The sequence below is a fragment of the Aestuariivirga sp. genome, from assembly GCF_046093005.1.
In the GTDB taxonomy this organism is placed as follows: domain Bacteria; phylum Pseudomonadota; class Alphaproteobacteria; order Rhizobiales; family Aestuariivirgaceae; genus Aestuariivirga.
Map to the genome: position 1 here is coordinate 1 of NZ_JBJTER010000095.1, position 17,093 is coordinate 17,093.

14 protein-coding genes are annotated in these 17,093 nt (G+C 66.4%); 5 read left to right on the forward strand and 9 right to left on the reverse strand.

The features are described 5' to 3' along the window. A partial coding sequence (locus ACKOED_RS08380) for a hypothetical protein (RefSeq protein ID WP_408916138.1) occupies positions 1-1,676 on the reverse strand: 1,676 nt, incomplete at its 3' end. 292 nt (positions 1,677-1,968) lie between these two features. Between ACKOED_RS08380 and ACKOED_RS08385 the strand changes: the two genes are divergently transcribed. Together ACKOED_RS08385 and nudC are read left to right on the forward strand one after the other, a co-directional pair. After that, entirely contained in the window at positions 1,969-2,409 is a 441-nt protein-coding gene (locus ACKOED_RS08385; RefSeq protein WP_408916139.1) for a MerR family transcriptional regulator, read from the forward strand. 85 nt (positions 2,410-2,494) lie between these two features. Further along, the gene (nudC, locus tag ACKOED_RS08390) at positions 2,495-3,346 is read left to right on the forward strand and encodes an NAD(+) diphosphatase (protein WP_408916140.1); all 852 of its coding nucleotides are present in this window, start codon (positions 2,495-2,497) and stop codon (positions 3,344-3,346) included. Positions 3,347-3,685: 339 nt separating this feature from the next. Here nudC and ACKOED_RS08395 read toward each other — a convergent pair whose 3' ends face one another. Beyond that, complete coding sequence (locus ACKOED_RS08395; protein WP_408916141.1) at positions 3,686-5,065, reverse strand: M24 family metallopeptidase; 1,380 nt, start codon at positions 5,063-5,065, stop codon at positions 3,686-3,688. Positions 5,066-5,185: 120 nt separating this feature from the next. Between ACKOED_RS08395 and msrP the strand changes: the two genes are divergently transcribed. Then, positions 5,186-6,139 (forward strand): protein-methionine-sulfoxide reductase catalytic subunit MsrP, encoded by a 954-nt coding sequence (gene msrP, locus ACKOED_RS08400; protein WP_408916142.1) that lies wholly within the window; start codon positions 5,186-5,188, stop codon positions 6,137-6,139. Positions 6,140-6,657: 518 nt separating this feature from the next. On the opposite strand, the gene ACKOED_RS08405 is transcribed toward msrP, so the two are convergent. Then, positions 6,658-7,143, reverse strand: a complete 486-nt coding sequence (locus ACKOED_RS08405; protein ID WP_408916143.1) for a thioesterase family protein — start codon at positions 7,141-7,143, stop codon at positions 6,658-6,660. A gap of 33 nt (positions 7,144-7,176) precedes the next feature. Between ACKOED_RS08405 and ACKOED_RS08410 the strand changes: the two genes are divergently transcribed. Next, on the forward strand, positions 7,177-8,568 hold the full coding sequence (locus tag ACKOED_RS08410; RefSeq protein WP_408916144.1) for an FAD-binding oxidoreductase: 1,392 nt from the start codon (positions 7,177-7,179) through the stop codon (positions 8,566-8,568). Positions 8,569-8,600: 32 nt separating this feature from the next. Then, positions 8,601-12,344 (forward strand): AsmA family protein, encoded by a 3,744-nt coding sequence (locus ACKOED_RS08415; protein ID WP_408916145.1) that lies wholly within the window; start codon positions 8,601-8,603, stop codon positions 12,342-12,344. Positions 12,345-12,357: 13 nt separating this feature from the next. On the opposite strand, the gene ACKOED_RS08420 is transcribed toward ACKOED_RS08415, so the two are convergent. From ACKOED_RS08420 to ACKOED_RS08445, 6 genes are all read right to left on the reverse strand, one after another. Beyond that, positions 12,358-12,570: a ribbon-helix-helix domain-containing protein gene (locus ACKOED_RS08420; protein WP_408916146.1), complete on the reverse strand. Its 213-nt coding sequence runs from the start codon at positions 12,568-12,570 to the stop codon at positions 12,358-12,360. Further along, positions 12,570-12,746, reverse strand: coding sequence for a DUF4169 family protein (locus tag ACKOED_RS08425; RefSeq protein ID WP_408916147.1), 177 nt, complete (start codon positions 12,744-12,746; stop codon positions 12,570-12,572). The genes ACKOED_RS08420 and ACKOED_RS08425 overlap by 1 nt, the downstream gene beginning before the upstream one ends. A 6-nt stretch (positions 12,747-12,752) precedes the next feature. After that, positions 12,753-14,141 carry a class II fumarate hydratase gene (gene fumC / locus ACKOED_RS08430; RefSeq protein ID WP_408916148.1) on the reverse strand — a complete coding sequence of 463 codons (1,389 nt, stop codon included), beginning with the start codon at positions 14,139-14,141 and terminating at the stop codon, positions 12,753-12,755. Between the two features lie 223 nt (positions 14,142-14,364). Continuing rightward, on the reverse strand, positions 14,365-14,751 hold the full coding sequence (locus ACKOED_RS08435; RefSeq protein WP_408916149.1) for an endonuclease domain-containing protein: 387 nt from the start codon (positions 14,749-14,751) through the stop codon (positions 14,365-14,367). A 55-nt stretch (positions 14,752-14,806) separates the two neighbouring features. Beyond that, positions 14,807-16,012: an MFS transporter gene (locus ACKOED_RS08440; protein WP_408916150.1), complete on the reverse strand. Its 1,206-nt coding sequence runs from the start codon at positions 16,010-16,012 to the stop codon at positions 14,807-14,809. A 151-nt stretch (positions 16,013-16,163) separates the two neighbouring features. Beyond that, positions 16,164-17,093 (reverse strand): CehA/McbA family metallohydrolase (locus ACKOED_RS08445; protein ID WP_408916151.1); only part of this gene is annotated, 930 nt, incomplete at its 5' end.

Genomic DNA, 17,093 nt, shown 5'->3' on the forward strand with positions numbered 1-17,093 from the left:
CCCGCACTGCCGGCGGGCGCGTCTCCGGTTCCCCCGGCCCGCCCCGATTTTACCCCCCCCCCGCCCCACGCCCGCGCCGCAGCCGCCTGGGCGGCGCGGCGCGCCGCGGCGATGAAATCGTCGCCTTCCGAAGTCTGGGCCGGCCCGCCGGCGGCATCGCCGGTCTCTCCAGGCGGGACGGGCAACGCCGCTGCGGTTTCCGCTGGCAGGGATTCCGCGGCTTCTTCAAGCGCCGCTATCCTGTCGACGATGCCCGTCAACGTCTCTTGCATGGCGTTCCAGGTATCCCGCGACTGGCGTTCGGCCGCCTCGGTGCTCCCACGCAGGGCCCGCAGCCCCTCTTCGAGCGCGGCAAGCTCCGGCGAGGGCCCGGCTTCCGCCTGCCGGGCGGCGCCGCGCATGTCATCCAGCGCCTCATAGAGCTGGCGGATCGACCGTTCCATGGTTTCGAGATGACCGAGGCCTGCCTCGGTCTTGGCCACCCGCCCGTCCACCGCATCCAGTTTCTGCTCCAACGCGGCGAGGACGCTGTGATCGTCCTTGAACAGTATGGCTTCATCCAGCCGCTGGTTGATGCCGGCAATCCGCCGCTCCAGCTCGGCGACCGGGCGCAGGTCAGGCCCCTGGGCGACGCGCGCCGAAACCTGTTCGAGCGCCACGCGCAAGGCCTGCAGATCGCGCTCGGCGGGCGCCGTGGCGCTGATCTCGTCATAGCGGCGGGCAAGGTTCGCGATGCCGGCGCGCAGCGACTCGATGTCCGCCACCACGGTGGGCGGCGGACCAGCGGTCTGCGCGGCCTCTTGAAAGGCAGCCAGCAGACGGGTTTCCAGATCGCGCAATTCGCCCCGCGCGGCGGTGACCGCGGCGGACTGCGCCTGGCTCGCCATTTGCTGGGCGGCAGCCCTGACGCTCTCGACTCGTTCGCTCAGCAGCCCCTCGAAATGCTGAATGCGGGCCAGCATGTCGCCCAAACGCTTGTCGAGGCCGGCAGGGCCCGGCGCCGCCTGCAAGATATCCTCGCTGCTGGGCGCAAGGCTGCCGCGTTCGGCGATAACGGCCAGCCGCTCCTGCATCGATTTGAGAGAATCGCGGGTGCGTTTTTCGCTGATTTCGATGTGCTCGATGACATTGCGGATGGCGCTTTCCAGCGCCTTCTGGCCCTGCGTGTCCTGCGGCCGCTCATGGGCCGCAGGCCGGGCCAGCCCGGAAATCTGCTGGCTCAGCAGCGACAGCCGCGCATTGACGGCACTTAGCGCCTCAACCGTCTTGCGCTCATTGTCGGCAATCCGGCTGGCAAGGCCGGCGAGCGCCGGCGCCGTCTCCACGGACTGGCGTTCTGGCTGTTGGGGCTCGCGGGCCGCCAGTTCGGCGAGCTGCTGGGCGATGCGCTGCAGGCTGAGGGTGCCCTCGCTGTGCCGTTCGGCCATGGCGGAGTTGCGGCGGGGCGCCGGCGGTTCGGCGGTGGCCAGTTCCCGGGTTCGGGTCGAAGCGGTCACGGAGCGTTCCTGTGCGATGGAAGTCGGAGCCTGCGATACGCCAATACTCTCGCTCTGGTCGAGAATCACAGTGTTTAACCACTCTCCCAGTGTAATGCCAGCACGGCGTGCCGCGCGTTTGGCCGCCGCGCGGGTTTCGGGCTCTATGCCCTTGACGCTCCAGGGAATGCCCGGCTTCATCGACTCATCTTCCGGTGGCCCGCAACCGGGGCCAAAGTCATGGCCGGAGGACCCGGTCATGACGCGAACTACACCGGAACAGCGTTAAGGATTCTGGTAAAGATTCCGTTAAGCAATTGTTTCTTTGAACGAATCCGGCATCTCTGCGGGTGACGCGGAAGGCAACCAACGATTAGCAAAGCGTCGTTTTCGACCAAGACATAAAACTTGACGCAGAGTATAGAAGACTGGCTGACTGGCTATTGAAATTGAGAATGTGACAATCGGCGATACGCCGTTCGGAGAAAGATCGATGATGACGATGACTGAACTGAAAGAGCGCTCGAACCGTGACCGCACCTATTCGATCACCGAGCTCTGCCGGGAATTTGACGTAACCCCCCGCACCTTGCGCTTTTACGAGCAGAAGGGTCTGCTGCACCCGGCCCGCCGCGGCTGGACCAGGCTGTTCAGCTACCGCGACCGGGCCCGCCTGCAACTGATCCTGCGCGGCAAGAAGGTGGGCTTTGCCCTTGAAGAGATCAAGGAGATGCTCGACCTCTACAATCTGCGTGACGGCCAGCTGACGCAGCTCCGGATCGCCTCCACCAAGATGCGCGAACGCCTCGAAGCGCTGCGCAAGCAGCGGCTGGAACTCGAAGACGCCATCGCCGATCTCGAGCGCACCGTGGTGGTGGTCGATGGCATGCTGCGCGAACGCGAAGCGGCGGCGCCGAAAGCCGCGAACGGCTGATTGCCGCCGTTATCTTCTTGCGAAGACAGGGCATCCGGGCGACAACCCGGATGCCTTTGCCTTTAACAGGATCGCCACGCCGCCAATGCCGCTCGCCTATATCCTGAACCCGCTCGACCGGCGCGCCAACGACCGCACCGATGCCGCGTGGATCGCCGCGCAGCGGCGGCGTCGAGACGCACGGTTGATCGGCATTGCCGGAGACTCCGTGCTGATGGACAATGGTGCGCTGGCGACAACCAATGACGACGGCAGCGCGCCGGCGGTTTTCCTCGGCCTCGGCCAGGACGGGCGGCCGTGGTTCGCGCGCCGCATCGCGGAGGCTGAAGGCCTGAGAGACCTGCGCAGCCTCGCCATGGAAGAGGCGTTGCCGGCCGAGGAACTGGGCATTCTGGCCCAGGCGCGATCCATCATCGCCTGGCATGAGCGGCGGAGCTTCTGCTCGAACTGCGCCGCCCGGCTCGAGACCGCCGATGCCGGCTACCGCCGCCATTGCCCGCAATGCGGCATGGACCATTTTCCGCGCACCGACCCCGTGGTGATCATGGTGGCGCGGCACGCCCGCGGCATTCTGCTGGGCCGCCAGAAAGCCTGGAAGCCGGGCATGTATTCCGCCCTCGCCGGCTTCGTCGAGCCGGGCGAGACCATCGAGGACGCGGCGCGCCGCGAAGTCTATGAGGAGGCCGGCATCAGGGTCGGCGCGGTGCGCTATGTTTCAAGCCAGCCCTGGCCTTTCGTGTCCAATCTGATGATCGGGCTCATCGGCGAGGCGCTGACCGACAAGATCACCGTCGACGCCGCCGAGCTCGAGGATGCGCGCTGGTTCAGCCGCGAGGAAGCAGGCCAGATGCTGGCCCGAACCCATCCGCAAGGTCTCTATGCGGCAACGCCCTTCGCCATCGCGCATGAGCTGGTGAAGGCCGCGCTGGCGGAATGAATTCTGGATGATCGTCCGGTCAAGTGAACGCCCCAGCTTTCGTCCTCTCCCGCGATGCGAGACCTTTGCGAAACGCGCTGTTCTGTTGTTTTGAAGGCCGGCGCGGCGCCGATCCCGAGGCAGGCCTTCGCCCTGAGCTCTGCACCAGCGTGGCGTCGATCAAGGCCCCTTCTCTAAAACAAATCCAATGGCGTGCAGGGCGGACGGCCCGTCTCACCCGCCCGCTCGTTGCGCCCGAACCCCGCCGGAAGCAAAGCTTTAATCACGTGTCGCAGCGATATCGTGAAGCGGGAGAAGCCACAAAGAGCGAACCGCGGCTTCACTTGACTGCCCGCGGCTCTAGCGCATCGCCGCCGCCAGCCCCGGGTTGAGCCAGAAGGACGGCAGCCATCCTGGCATATTGGACAGTGGCAGCACTTCCGGCCTGAGCCGGATGCCGAGCGTCTCCGTCATGAAGGCGCGGCGCGCCTCGATCCTCTGCCACGCCTCGGGGAAGCGCCGGGCGATCTCCGCGCGCAAGGCGTCATCGGCCAGTGCGATGCCGTCCTCGATGTTGGTGGTGAAATAGGCGGTGCCGGTGGCCGGGATGATGTCGCATTGCAGCGCCATGCCGGAGGCGAGGCGGTGGCCGCCGTTCCGGCGGATCGGCGAATGCACCCATTCGTCGAGATGGATCAGATGGCCGGGATTGAGGCCGATCCCAAAGAACGGATCAGCCAGGTGGCGCATCACCGCGTCATAGACCTCGCCGCCGCTCACCCCGATGCCGACCGTTTCATACCAGCTTGCCGCGGCGGTGAAATAGGGCAGCACCAGCTTCTCGGCGTAATCGGAAATGCCGCCCGGCAATTCCGATGCCGCGGCCACCATGAAACCGGCGCGGCAGTTGAGCGCGCCGGGAAGCCCGAAGCCCAGCACGATCGGGTCGCCGCGCTCGATGATCCGCATGCCGGGGCTGCACAGCCCATAGCGGGCGCGGGGGCCTGAACTCATGTTGATGTGGACGGACTGCATGGCGCCGTCGAGGCCCATGTTGCGGCAGGCCTCCAGCTCAGTCATACCCGGACGCACGTCATGAATGAAGCGGCGGATAGCGGAAGAACTCTTGGTTCCTGCGTATTCGAAACAGGCGATCTGGTCCGCCTCGTTGATCGCCCGCAGGCCATGGGCGGGATGCATGAAAAGCAGCGCCGCGTTGCTGACTGGCCCGAAGCGGCGCAGGGTCTCGACCAGATAATGCGGCGTTTCGAACCATTGCGGATCGAACACGCCGTCCTCGGTCTCGAAGCCTTTCCAGCCGGCAAGGCCGATGCGCATGTCATCCCTCAGCCCCGCTTCGCGCAGGAGATCGTCCAGCGGGCGGTAGCTTCCGCGCGGCTGGCCCATCAGGCTCAGCGGTTGCCACAGCACGCGGTCGAAGGGCCCCGGTGCCACTTCCGCATAAGGATAGCCCTCATTGCCGAGAAACAGGGTTGGCCTGCGCCCTGGAACAACAAGCAACAGCGCTTCCTCAAAACGCGGATCGTGGCCGGTGGCCCAGGCGATGTTGGCCATGTGCTCGCGGTCGCCATAGATCGCCAGCCCATCGAACCGGGCTTCGGCCATGCGCCGCAGCAGCGATTCGTGACGCCGGGCATAGATTTCGGGGCCGAGCACCGGCTCGGACCGCGGGTCGCCGAAATCCGGCAGGTCGATTTGGGTCAATATCGCGCGGCGCATGATCCACCTCACTTTCGCCAGAAAAGCATAGCGGGAATGCGCTTGCCGTCCAGAGCCGCTCTCCGGCGGGTGATCGGCGGGCGGTTTGGCGCGTAGAAGAGTTAAAGAAGGAGCATCGACATGCTGATCAAGCACCGGGCCGGGTGGGAAATGCCGGAATCGCGCGTGACACCGGAACATGTGTTCCTCAACCGCCGTACCTTTCTGGGGGCTGCGGCGGCGCTGGCCGTTGCAAGTCCGGCGAGAGCGGAAGAGGACCCGTCTGCCGGCCTTTATCCCGCCAAGCCCAACCCGGCCTTCGCCGATGCCGGCCGCCCGGTGACGGAAGCGCAATACGCCACCACCTACAACAACTATTATGAGTTCGGCTCGTCCAAGCGCATCGCCGAGGCCGCCGCCAGGATGCCGATCAGGCCCTGGGAGGTGGTGATCGACGGCGAGGTGGAAGCGCCGCAACGCTTGGGGATTGACGATCTCCTGAAGCAGGTGATGCTGGAAGAACGCATCTACCGCCACCGCTGTGTGGAGGCCTGGGCCATGGTGGTGCCGTGGACCGGCTTCACCGTGAAGCGGCTGGTTGAGATCGCCAGGCCCACGGCGGACGCAAAATATGTCCGTTTCGAGGGCTTCAACAAGCCTGAGTTTGCGCCGGGCCAGAAGGACGGCCTGTTCACGAGCTATCCGTGGCCCTATGTCGAGGCCATCACCATGGCCGAGGCCTTGAACGATCTGCCGCTGATGGTCACCGGCGCCTATGGCAAGCCGTTGCCCAACAGCATGGGCGCGCCGCTGAGGCTCCATCTCCCCTGGAAATATGGGTTCAAGTCGATCAAGGGCATCGTCCGCGTGAGCTTCACCAAGGAACGTCCGGTGAGCTTCTGGGAAACCCTGGGGCCATCCGAATACGGCTTCTGGGCCAATGTGAACCCGGAGGTGCCGCATCCGCGCTGGAGCCAGGATTCGGAACAGATGCTGGGCAGCGGCGAGCGAGTGCCGACGGTCATTTACAATGGTTATGCCGAGCAGGTGGCCCACCTCTACAAGGACCTCGGCGGCGAGAAGCTCTTCATGTGAAACCAAGAAAAAGGCCGGTCAATCGGACCGGCCTTCAAGTCACCGTTGACCTCCGCTCAGGAGGACCGGGACTTGCCTTCAGGGCAAGGAACATCTCAACCCATCGGCCAGCCTTGCAAGGGGAGGCGAGCAAGGCGGCATTTTCCGCGCCGGAAGCGCGGCTTGATAAAAATGACTCCACATCGCGTCGCTTACAAGCGGCGCTGGCTCATAGGGGCTATGCCACCCGCGCAAGCGCGCCCGCCTCAGGCGGCGCGGCGGTGCTGGTCGCGGGTGAGCCGCCGCACCGCCCGTTGCACCTCACGCCAGGCTTCGGCGATTTCCATGTCGCCCGACCGCTCGCTCATCAGCGCGTGCCGGGCCGCTTCTGACTCGGCAAATGTTCCATGAACAAAAACAAGAGCTTCTGCGAGCGGGTTGAGATTTCCGTTCATGGTCCGCCATCTCCGGTGATTCGATGATCCTGAGATCCGTGATGGCGGCCGAGGATTGCGGGAAGATGACGGTTCGGTGGAGAATTATGACTTCTTCGGGATGCCGATGCGATGGCCGACCTGCGGCGGCACGGGCAAGTGGCGGTGGGCCTCGGTCATGGCGGCGATCTTCGCCATCACGTCCGGCGGGAAAGGGGCCGATTTCTTAACGGCCATGTCGATATGCATGACAATGATCTCGGAAACGCAGGCCAGCCAGCCTCCCGCCGCATGGAACATGCTCTGCACATAATGCACCCGCTTCTGGTCACAATCGAGGAATTGGGTCTCAATCCTGACCTCATCGCCCGCATGCAGCTCGCGGAGGTAGGAGGTGTGGCACTCGAGCGTGAAGAACGAGGCGTGGCGCGCCTTCACATAGTCCGGCCCCAGCCCCACGGCGTCAAAGGCGTCATCGCCCGCCCGGTCGAACAGGACGTTGTAATAGGCCATGTTGAAGTGGCCGTTGTAATCGATCCACTGGTCCTCGACCCTGAGCAGGCGGCCCACGAAGGGGGCAGGATAGGCCATCGCAAACGCTCCGTTTTCTGGTAATCTGACGCCATGGATAACCCGACGCCCAAGAACAGCACAACAGAGACCATCGCCGAATTGCGCGGCTGGCTGGGAGACCGCCTCTCCACGGCCCCCGCGGTGCGCGAGCAGCACGGCAAGGACCAGACCTGGAACCCGGGCGCGCCTCCCGACGCGGTCGCCTTCGCGCAATCGACCGCCGAGGTGCAGCGCATCGTGGCCGTCTGCGCCAGGAACGGCACGCCGGTCATTCCCTATGGCACCGGCACCTCGCTCGAGGGCCATTTCTCGGCCCCTTTCGGCGGCATTTCGATCGATCTCTCCGGCATGAACCGGATCCTCGCGGTCAACGCCGCCGATCTTGACTGCCGGGTGGAGGCCGGGGTGACCAGAAAGCAGCTCAACGCGCATTTGCGCGATCAGGGCCTGTTCTTCCCGGTCGATCCGGGGGCGGACGCCAGCCTCGGCGGCATGACCGCCACGCGGGCCTCGGGCACCAATGCGGTGCGCTACGGCACCATGCGCGAGAATGTGCTGAACGTCACCGCGGTGATGGCCAACGGCCAGGTGATCAACACCGGCAGCCGGGCGCGCAAATCCTCCGCCGGCTATGACCTGACGCGGCTGATGGTGGGATCCGAGGGAACCCTCGGCGTCATCACTGAGGTGGCGCTGAAGCTCTATGGCATTCCGGAATCGATCGTCTCGGCGGTGTGCCCGTTCCCCAGCGTCGAGGCCTGCTGCAACGCCACGATCACGGCGATCCAGATGGGGCTGCCCGTGGCCCGCATCGAACTCGTGGACGCCGAGCATGTGAAGGCTTTCAACGCCTATTCGAAACTCGGCCTCAAGGTGACGCCAACGCTGTTCCTGGAATTCCATGGCACCGAGGCCTCGGCCCGGGAACAGGCCGAAACCTTCATGGCGATCGCCGGAGAGCTGGGCGGCGGGCCCTACAGCATGGCCACCCGCGAGGAAGACCGCCAGAAACTCTGGCAGGCGCGGCATGACGCGTTCTGGGCCACCAAGGCGCTGATGCCGGGCAAGGATGCGTTTGCCACCGATGTCTGCGTGCCGATCTCGCGGCTCGCCGAATGCGTGACCGCCACCCAGGCCGACCTCGAGGCCAATCATCTCTACGGCCCGATCGTCGGCCATGTCGGCGACGGCAATTTCCATGTGGTGCTCTATTGCGACCGCAACGACCCAGACGAATACCGCCGGGTGAAGGACGTCTATCGCCGGATGATCGAACGCGCCATCGCCATGGGTGGCACCTGCACGGGCGAGCACGGCATCGGCACGGGCAAGCGCGGCTATCTGGAGCTTGAGCATGGCCCGGCTTTGGCCTTCATGCGCGAGATCAAGCGGGCGCTCGACCCCGCCAACATCATGAACCCCGGCAAGAATGCCGCCATGTGATTGACGCAATGGCCCCGCATCGGTGCTGACCCATGACGCTATGGAAATCGCCCGTCCTGCATTTCGGCATTCTGCTGGTGGTGGCCATCGTGGCGCTGCTGGCCGCGCCTTTCCTCATCGACTGGAACGGTTACCGCAAGGACCTCGAGGCCTATGGCCAGAAGCTCACCGGCCGCGCGGTGCGCATCGAGGGGCCGGTTTCGGCCCGGCTGTTTCCATGGCCGCGGCTGACCGCTGAAGCGGTCAGCATTGCCAATCCGCCGGGATTTTCAGAACCGGAATTCGCCAAGGCTGAACGCATCACCATCCGCATGACGCTGGCCGGGCTGCTGCAGGGCGCCTTCAACGTCGAAAGCATCGATGTCGAGGCTCCGGCCGTCAATCTGGAGCGGCTCGCCTCCGGCGACGTCAACTGGCGGTTCGCGCCATCCCAGGACCTGTTGCGCAGCGACCTTCTCTCGCGGGTGAAGCTTGACAAGATCTCGCTCAGCGGCGGCGCCTTGAGCTTTCGCGACGCGCGGCGGAGCGACAGCTACAGCCTTGGCGGAATAGCGGCCGATGTCGCCTCGCCGGGGATCGCTGGCCCGTGGCGGGCCCGCGCCCGCGCCCTCTCAGGCGACCGCCCGCTCGATATTTCAGTCAACACGGCCACCTATGTGGCCGGCCAGCCATTCCGGTTCGGCGTCAAGATCGCCGCCGCTGACGGATCCGGCTATGCCTTCAATTTTGACGGCGGCTATGAAGCGGAGGGCCTGAGCGGCGAGATCCGGATGGAGCCCGCCGCGGCGCAGGACGGCAAGACCGACGCCGAAGGCCGCATCAGGCCGCTGGTGTTCAGCGCCAAGGCCGCCGGCGATTTCGATGCGGTGAAGCTGACCGACATCCGGGTGGCGCAGCTTGAGGCGGCCGAGGCGGGGCCGATCGCCGCCGGCGCCGCCGAGCTGCGGCTGGGCCAGCGCATTGCGGCGACCGCCCGGCTCTCCGCGGCGCTGCTCGACCTTGACGAGCTGGCCGGGGCCCAGTCGCGCGACCTGTTGCGCGAGGCGGGAAGCCTCGCGGTGGCCAACAGCCTGCTCGCCATGCTGCCCGCCGGGGTGAGCATCGATGGCAAGGTTTCGGTGACCGCGCTCAAGGCCGAGGGCCAGACCTTCGACAATGTCAGCCTGGAGATCGAGGCGGACCGCGAGCGCCTGCGCGTCAACCGGTTCTTCGCTGGCCTTCCCGGGCGCACCGACATGCTGTTCTCCGGCGCCTTCTTTCCTGGCGCGGGCAGCGGCGAACTGGCGGGCGACCTGGCGCTGGAAGCCGCCGACCTCCGCGATTTCGTGATGTGGCTGTGGCCAAAGGGCCGCGACACGCTGGCGGGCCTGTGGACCGGCAATCGCGGCCGCCTCAAGATGCAGACCAGGCTCGGCGTCACCTCCGCCGATGTCCGGCTCACCGACACCCAGTTCGAACTCGATGGCGAGTTGGGCAAGGGATCGCTCGCCGTGACGGCGGCCGGGCGGGGCGCGGTCGATCTCAACGTGGACAGCGGGCGCTTCGATTTCGACGCCTATGCGCCGCAGGGCGTGCGGGCCTTTTCGGCGGCGGCGCAACAGGGCGCGGGCGCGCTCATCGACTTGATGCTGCCGCATGCCGAAGCACCGGACCTGCGCCTCAAGGTGAAGGCGGGCGAAGTGCTGCTCAACGCGGTGACGGCGCGCGACGTGGCGCTCGACCTGCAATCGGGCGCAAACGGGCTTGACCTGCGCGCGCTGCGGATCGGTGCGGTGGGCGGGGCGAGCCTCGAGGCCTCGGGCCTCATTCTCGACAATGGCAAGGGGGCCGATGGCTCCGTGAGCCTCGATGTGAAAGCCGAGGATCCGCGCGAACTGATCAGGCTGCTGGGGTTTGCCTCCGGTGACAGCCTGCCGGTGTGGGCGGCGAGCCTCGGCAAGACGGCGGTCCGCGCCGACCTCGGCGTCACCCCGGCAACGCAAGGCTCCGATGTCACCGTGAAGATTGGCGGCACGGCGGGCGAGCTCACGGTGGCGGGCAGTGGCCGCGCAGCGGCCGATGGGATGGTGACCGGCGATCTCAAGCTCGATGCGCCTGGCTCGGCGCCGATCCTGGCGCTGTTCGGGCAGCGGCTGGCGGAGAATGACAAGCTTCCCTCTGGCCTGGCTTTTGCGGTGGAAGGCAAGAGCGCGGAGGGCTACGCAGCGAGCGCCATGGCGCAGGTGCTGGGGGCGCGATTTGATTATCAGGGCAAGTTCAACCCCGCCGCCGAAGGCTATGGGCTCGACGGCAAGCTGGCGCTGCGCTCCACCGATGCGCGGCCGCTGGCGGTGGCGGCGGGGCTGCCCGCGGCGCTTGCCGATGCCAGCGTGCTGGTGGCCGACACACCCATTTCGTGGCGCGACGGGGCATGGGCCATGCCGGAGATCGCCGGCCGGTTCGGGCCTGAGAACTTTGCCGGTTCGCTCACGCTGACGCCCGGGCTTGCCGTGGATGGCCGCTTCACCAGCGGCCCGGCGCGGCTCGCCGGCGTTCTGGCGGCGGCCTTGCTCGAATGGAATGGGCCGGAGGCGGGCCTCGAAACCGGCTTTGCCCGTGGCCTGCCAGCAGGCCTGACCGGACGGCTGTGGCTCACGCCATCGCTGCTCGCGGTGCATCCCAACCTGGTCCTGCGCAATGCCGAGATCGGGCTCGAGGCTGGAGCGGACACCATCGATGTCGTGATGCGCGGCAAGGATGGCGATGGTGGCGATACGGTGGTCGATGTCCGTTCGACGGCCCGTGAGGCGAGCCGGATGCTTGAAGCCTCCGTGCGCCTGCCGGTTGATCTCGCGAAAGAGCTGCGGCTCGTGGACGGCACGCCTGTCGCCGCGGGGCAGGGGCAGATCGAATTCCGGTTTGCCGGGGCCGGCCGCAGCCCTGCCGCGGCCCTGGCGGCTGCTCAGGGGGAGGGCAGCTACAGGTTTTCCGGTTTCCGGTTTCCCGGCGTGACGCCCGAGGCGTTCACGGCGGCGCTGGCGGAAGCCAAGGACGCCGCCGGGGTAACGGCCGCCTTCGACGCCCTGCGCGGCGGGCCGGGCATGAGTTTCGGCGATGTCACGGGGGCGATCACGCTCAGGGATGGCGAGGCGCAATTCGCGAGCCTTGAACGCAAGGACGATCAGGCCGAAGTGACAGTGCGCACGCTGGCCGATCTCGCGCGGGGCGAGATCGACATGGACATCGGCCTTGCCTTCAAGGCGCGCGCGGGCCTGCCGCCGATGAGCATCGCTTACGCCGGGCCGCCGGGCGCTCTGGCGCGTTCCGAGAACAACAGCGAGCTCGCCACCACGCTCGGCGTCACCATCATGCAGCAGGGCATCGTCGAGCTCGAACGCCTGCAGCAGGAACAGGCGCGGCTCGCCGCTCTCGAGGAGCTTCAGCGCCAGGAGGACGAGGCCCGGCTGCAGGCCTATTACGCCCAGCGCGACGAGTTGCTGCTGCGGCGGCGCGAACTGCGCGTGCATGGCGAATTGCAGGCCGTGGAGGCTGACCGCCTGCGCCGCCAGATCGAGACCGAGCGCGCCGCCAATGCCGAGATCAACAGGACCGAGATTCGCCAGCGCCAGCGCGAGCTCAGAACCTGGCGGCGGCTGGCGCAGGCTGACGCCCCGGTGAAAGCCGCCGCTCCCGCTCCGCAGAAGAAGCCGCCCGCCGAGGGGCCGGTGATCCTCGTGAAGCCCAAGGGGGCGCCAGCGATCATTTCGCCGGAGCCCGGCTCGTCGCCGTCGCAGTAGGGCATTTTTAACTTTACAGCCGCCGCGCCTCGGCGAGCAGCCACACCCGGACAGCGCTGGACAGGTTGCGTTGCCCCCGCGTCGTGTCGATCTCGCTGACCAGCTGCGCCACCGGCACGCCGCGGCGGGCGGCGGCATTCCGCAAGGCCTCCCAGAATTCCGGCTCCAGCGACAGCGAGGTGCGGTGCCCGGCGATGCTGAGCGAACGCTTGAGTTCGCGTGCCATCAGTCCTCGCGTTTGTGAGCGTCGAGGTCTTTGCCCACCTTGGCGTTTTGCGCATCCGCCAGTTGCTTCTCGGTTTTGCCGAGGCCGTGGCGGGCGCGGTTTTCGGCGGCGCGGCGCTCGTCCGCGGCGCGGGCCTGGCGCTTGCGGTGGAGCTTCAGGCTGACGATGTCGCCCATCGTCTTCTACCGCGGCCCGATCATGTCTTCGGGCCTGACGATGCGGTCGAAATCATCGGCCGGAATGCCGTCCTTCACGGCTTCTTCGCGCAGCGTGGTGCCGTTCTTATGCGCGGTCTTGGCGATCTTGGCGGCGCGGTCATAGCCGTATTTGGGGGCGAGCGCCGTCACCAGCATCAGCGAGCGCTCCAGCGCCTGCCGGATGTTATCCTCGCGCGCCACGATGCCTGTGACGCAATGATCGGTGAAGCTCACCGCGGCATCGCCCAGAAGCCGTGCGGATTGCAGGAAATTATAGGCCATCACCGGATTGTAGACGTTGAGTTCGAAATGGCCCTGCGAGCCCGCGAAGCTGATCGACGCCTGGTTGCCGAACACCTGCACGCAGACCATGGTGAGCGCCTCGCACTGCGTGGGGTTGACCTTGCCCGGCATGATCGAGGAGCCGGGTTCGTTCTCGGGAAGCGACAGTTCGCCGAGGCCGGAGCGCGGGCCGGAACCCAGCAGGCGGATGTCATTTGCGATCTTGAACAGCGACACGGCGGCGGTGTTGATGGCGCCATGGGTCATCACCATGGCGTCATGGGCGGCGAGCGCCTCGAACTTGTTGGGCGCTGAGGTGAAGGGCAGCCCGGTGATGGCGGCGATCCTGTCCGCCACCAGTTCGGCGAAGCCCACCGGCGCGTTGAGCCCGGTGCCCACCGCGGTGCCGCCCTGGGCGAGTTCCATCAGCATCGGCATGGTCATCTCGATGCGCTTGATGCCGTTGGCGACCTGCATCGCATAGCCGGAGAATTCCTGGCCCAGGGTGAGCGGCGTTGCGTCCTGCGTGTGGGTGCGGCCGATCTTGATGATCTGCGCCCATTGCCGGGCCTTGTGGTCCAGCGCCTTGTGCAGGTGGCGGAGGGCGGGCAGCAGCCGGTGATTGACTTCCTCGGCGCAGGCGATGTGCATGGCGGTGGGGTAGGTGTCGTTGGACGACTGGCTCATGTTGACGTGGTCGTTGGGGTGCACGGGCTTTTTAGAGCCCATGACGCCGCCCAGCATCTCGATGGCGCGGTTCGAGATCACTTCGTTGGCGTTCATGTTGGACTGGGTGCCGGACCCCGTCTGCCAGACGACGAGCGGGAAATGTTCGTCGAGCTTGCCGTCGATCACCTCCTGCGCGGCCGTGACGATGGCCTCGCCGATGGTCTTGTCGAGGCGGCCAAGCGCCATGTTGGTTTCCGCCGCGGCGCGCTTGACGATGCCGAGTGCGCGCACGATGGGCAGCGGCTGCTTCTCCCAGCCGATCCTGAAATTGCCGATCGACCGCTGCGCCTGGGCGCCCCAGTAGCGCGTGTCCTCCACCTCGATGGGGCCGAAGGTGTCGGTCTCGGTGCGGGTACGGGTCATGGCGGTCCTCGTCGAAAAAACGCGCCGTTGCCTACCATGTCCGCCGCCCGCCCGCCAGAGAGACGGGAAGAGATGCTTCGGCTGCGCGTCCGTGGCCGCCCCCTCACCCCGCCCTCTACCCCGGTGGGGGAGAGGGATTGGGCGGGACCAGGAAGCGATCCCTCGCCCCCACGAAGTGGGGGAGAGGGCGGGGTGAGGGGGCTGCTCATCGCGGCTGGAATTTTCAGGTGAGCGGGTCTTTCCGCGGGGGCTTGCGCGCCGCCAGTATGGTTTCCGCCACCGCGTTCATGTCGTTCAGCACATCCGAATTCCAGAAACGCAGAACGGTATAGCCAAGCGCCGCAAGATGCGCGTCCCGCTTCTTGTCAGCGGCTCTTCCGGCGTGCTGACCGCCGTCGATCTCGGCGATGATCCGATGCTCCGTACACAGAAAGTCTACAATATGGCCGGCGAGTGGAACTTGCCGGCGGAATTTGAGGCCGCCGATGCCCCGGTTCCTGGCGTAGTGCCAGAAGCGGGCCTCGGCGGCGGTTGGCTCAGCGCGCATGCGCTTGGCGTTGGGGCGCAACGCCTGGCGGGCCGAACGGGGATCCGGTGATGACGTGGTCATGCCTTCTGCGAACCGGGAAAACTTTCTCCGGAGCATAGCAGGCTGGAAGTGGTTGTCACCGCGGGTGAAGCCTCGCCAGCCAGAGCATGAACAGGCTTGAGCCCAGCGCGAAGCCGCCGGCCAGGAGCAGCGCCGCCTGCGGCGTGGCGACGCCGAGGAGCAGCGCGAACAGCAGCGGCGCCGCGGCGTTGAGCACCAGATTGGGTGCTGCGATGATGCCGAGGATCTCGCCATAGCCGCGCGCGCCGAACAGGCTGAGCGGCACAGCGCCCTTGGCGATGGTGACGAGCCCGTTCGAGGCGCCGTAGAGCAGCGCGAACAACAGGGCGCCCTGCCAGGTGAAGCCCGACAGCGCGAAACCGGCAATTGCCAACGGAAGCAGACCGAATGCGATGAGGCCAAGCTGCATCGCGGTAATGCGCCGCCCCAGCAGAATTTCGCCGATCCGGCTCGCCACCTGTGCCGGTCCGATCAGCGCTGCCATGAGCACCGCCTGATCACCCGCGAAACCGAGCCCCGCGAACAGCGGCAGCGCATGCGCCGAGATCGCCGAGAACACCAGCCCGTTGAGAGCCACCGCCGCCGCGAACAGGATCATGGCGCGCCGCCGCGCCGGTCCGGGCGCCAGAATGGGCTGTTCCTGTTGAGCGGCCTCGCCTGGTTCATCGCCGCGCGCCCCGCCCAGCACCAGCCAGTGGATGGGAAGGCAAACCACAAGGTGAAGCACCGCGTAGACCAGGAGTGTTTCCGCCCAGCCCACTGACAGCGACAGGTAATGGCTCACAGGCCAGAACACCGTGGAGGCCAGCCCGCCGAACAGCGTGAGGTAGGAAATTGCCCGCCGCGCGCCGCTGCCGGCGATCTGGGTGAGGCTGGCGAAGGCCGCGTCATAGGTGGCAAGCCGCATGGCGATGCCCAGGAGCAGCCAGCCCGCCACATAGGTTGCCGGATGGGGAAAGAGCCCGATCACGGCGAGGCCGAGCGCAGCGAATGCTGACCCCGCCGTCATGATGCCGCGACCGCCGATGCGGTCGGTCAGGCGGCCCGCCCAGCGAGAGATGAGGCCGCTCAGCAAGAGGCTTGCCGAGAAAGCGCCGAAGATCAGGCTCTGCGGCCAGCCGGTGGCCCGCGCAATATCCTCGGAGAGGGCGCCCAGCGCATAATAGGTGGTGCCCCAGCCGATGATCTGGGTGATGCCCAGACCACAGATGACGAGCCACAGCGGCGGAGACGCGCCCAAGCTAGCGGGACGGGCGGTCATTTCTATGCATCTCAAACTTCATAATGCTCATCATGCCCCGATTTGATCCGGGCATCCTCTTCCCGCCGCCATGAAGAAGATTGCCCGGTCAAGCCGGGCAATGACGAGAGTATTCTTGTTTGGAGTGCCTGAGTTCACCTGACCGTGCAAGCTAGCGGAGCTCGTCCCACCAGATCGGGTTGCTCCAGGCGCGCCTTCCGGCATGGTCGATGGCCACCACCCGGAACCATTCGCTCTTCCGCCGCACCAGCCAGCCCTGTTCAAGTTTCTTGAGGTCGAAGCTCGCCTCGGTGATGGCCCTGCCGCTCCGCACCGCCGAGCGCGAATTGCCGCAGATCACCGTGATGGTATCGACCGGTGATGTGGAGATCGCGATCTCGGTTCCCTCGATTTCGATACCGTGAATCTGCGGCCCCATGCTGGAATAATAGAGGCCCGCCTTGAGGCTTTGCAGCAGCGCATCGGGATCGAGGCTTTCGGCCTTCGCATGCACCCAGCCGCCGAAGAAGTCCGGCGACTTGAAATGCGCGTCGTCGGTGGCGAAAGCGGTGAGGCGGTTGCCTTCGGTGAGCATCTGGTCGAGCAGGTACCAGCCGTCGCCGCGGTCGTTCTCGACGGCGCAGCCATGGTTGTAGATCTCGACGGCATGGGCGGCGGCGATGGCGCGGCCGTCCTCGATGGTGAGCTGCGACCAGGCTGGGTGCGCGATGCCGATTAAGGCGCCGGCCTCGCGCGCGCGCGCCGCCACGCCCGCGCCGGTTTCGCCCTTGAGGTTGCGCGGGAAATCGAGGGGAAGGCCCGCCGCCACGATGTGCCAGAGCTCGCCCACCTTGGTCTCCGGCGCGTGGAGTTCGGCGCCGATCAGTGTCGTGAAATTGTTGGAGCGGAAGCTCCGCGTGTCGGCGATGGGGAAATCGAAATTGCCGATGAAGTGCTCGGAGAGCTGCATGAAGTCATAGCCCGCGTTCTTGTAGGCATCGACCACCGCACGCGGCTCCAGCGCGCCGTCGGAAAGATTTGAATGTGTATGAAGATTGCCGCGCCAGAAACGTCCGGGTGCGGAGAAGGGAGCGAGGAGGGC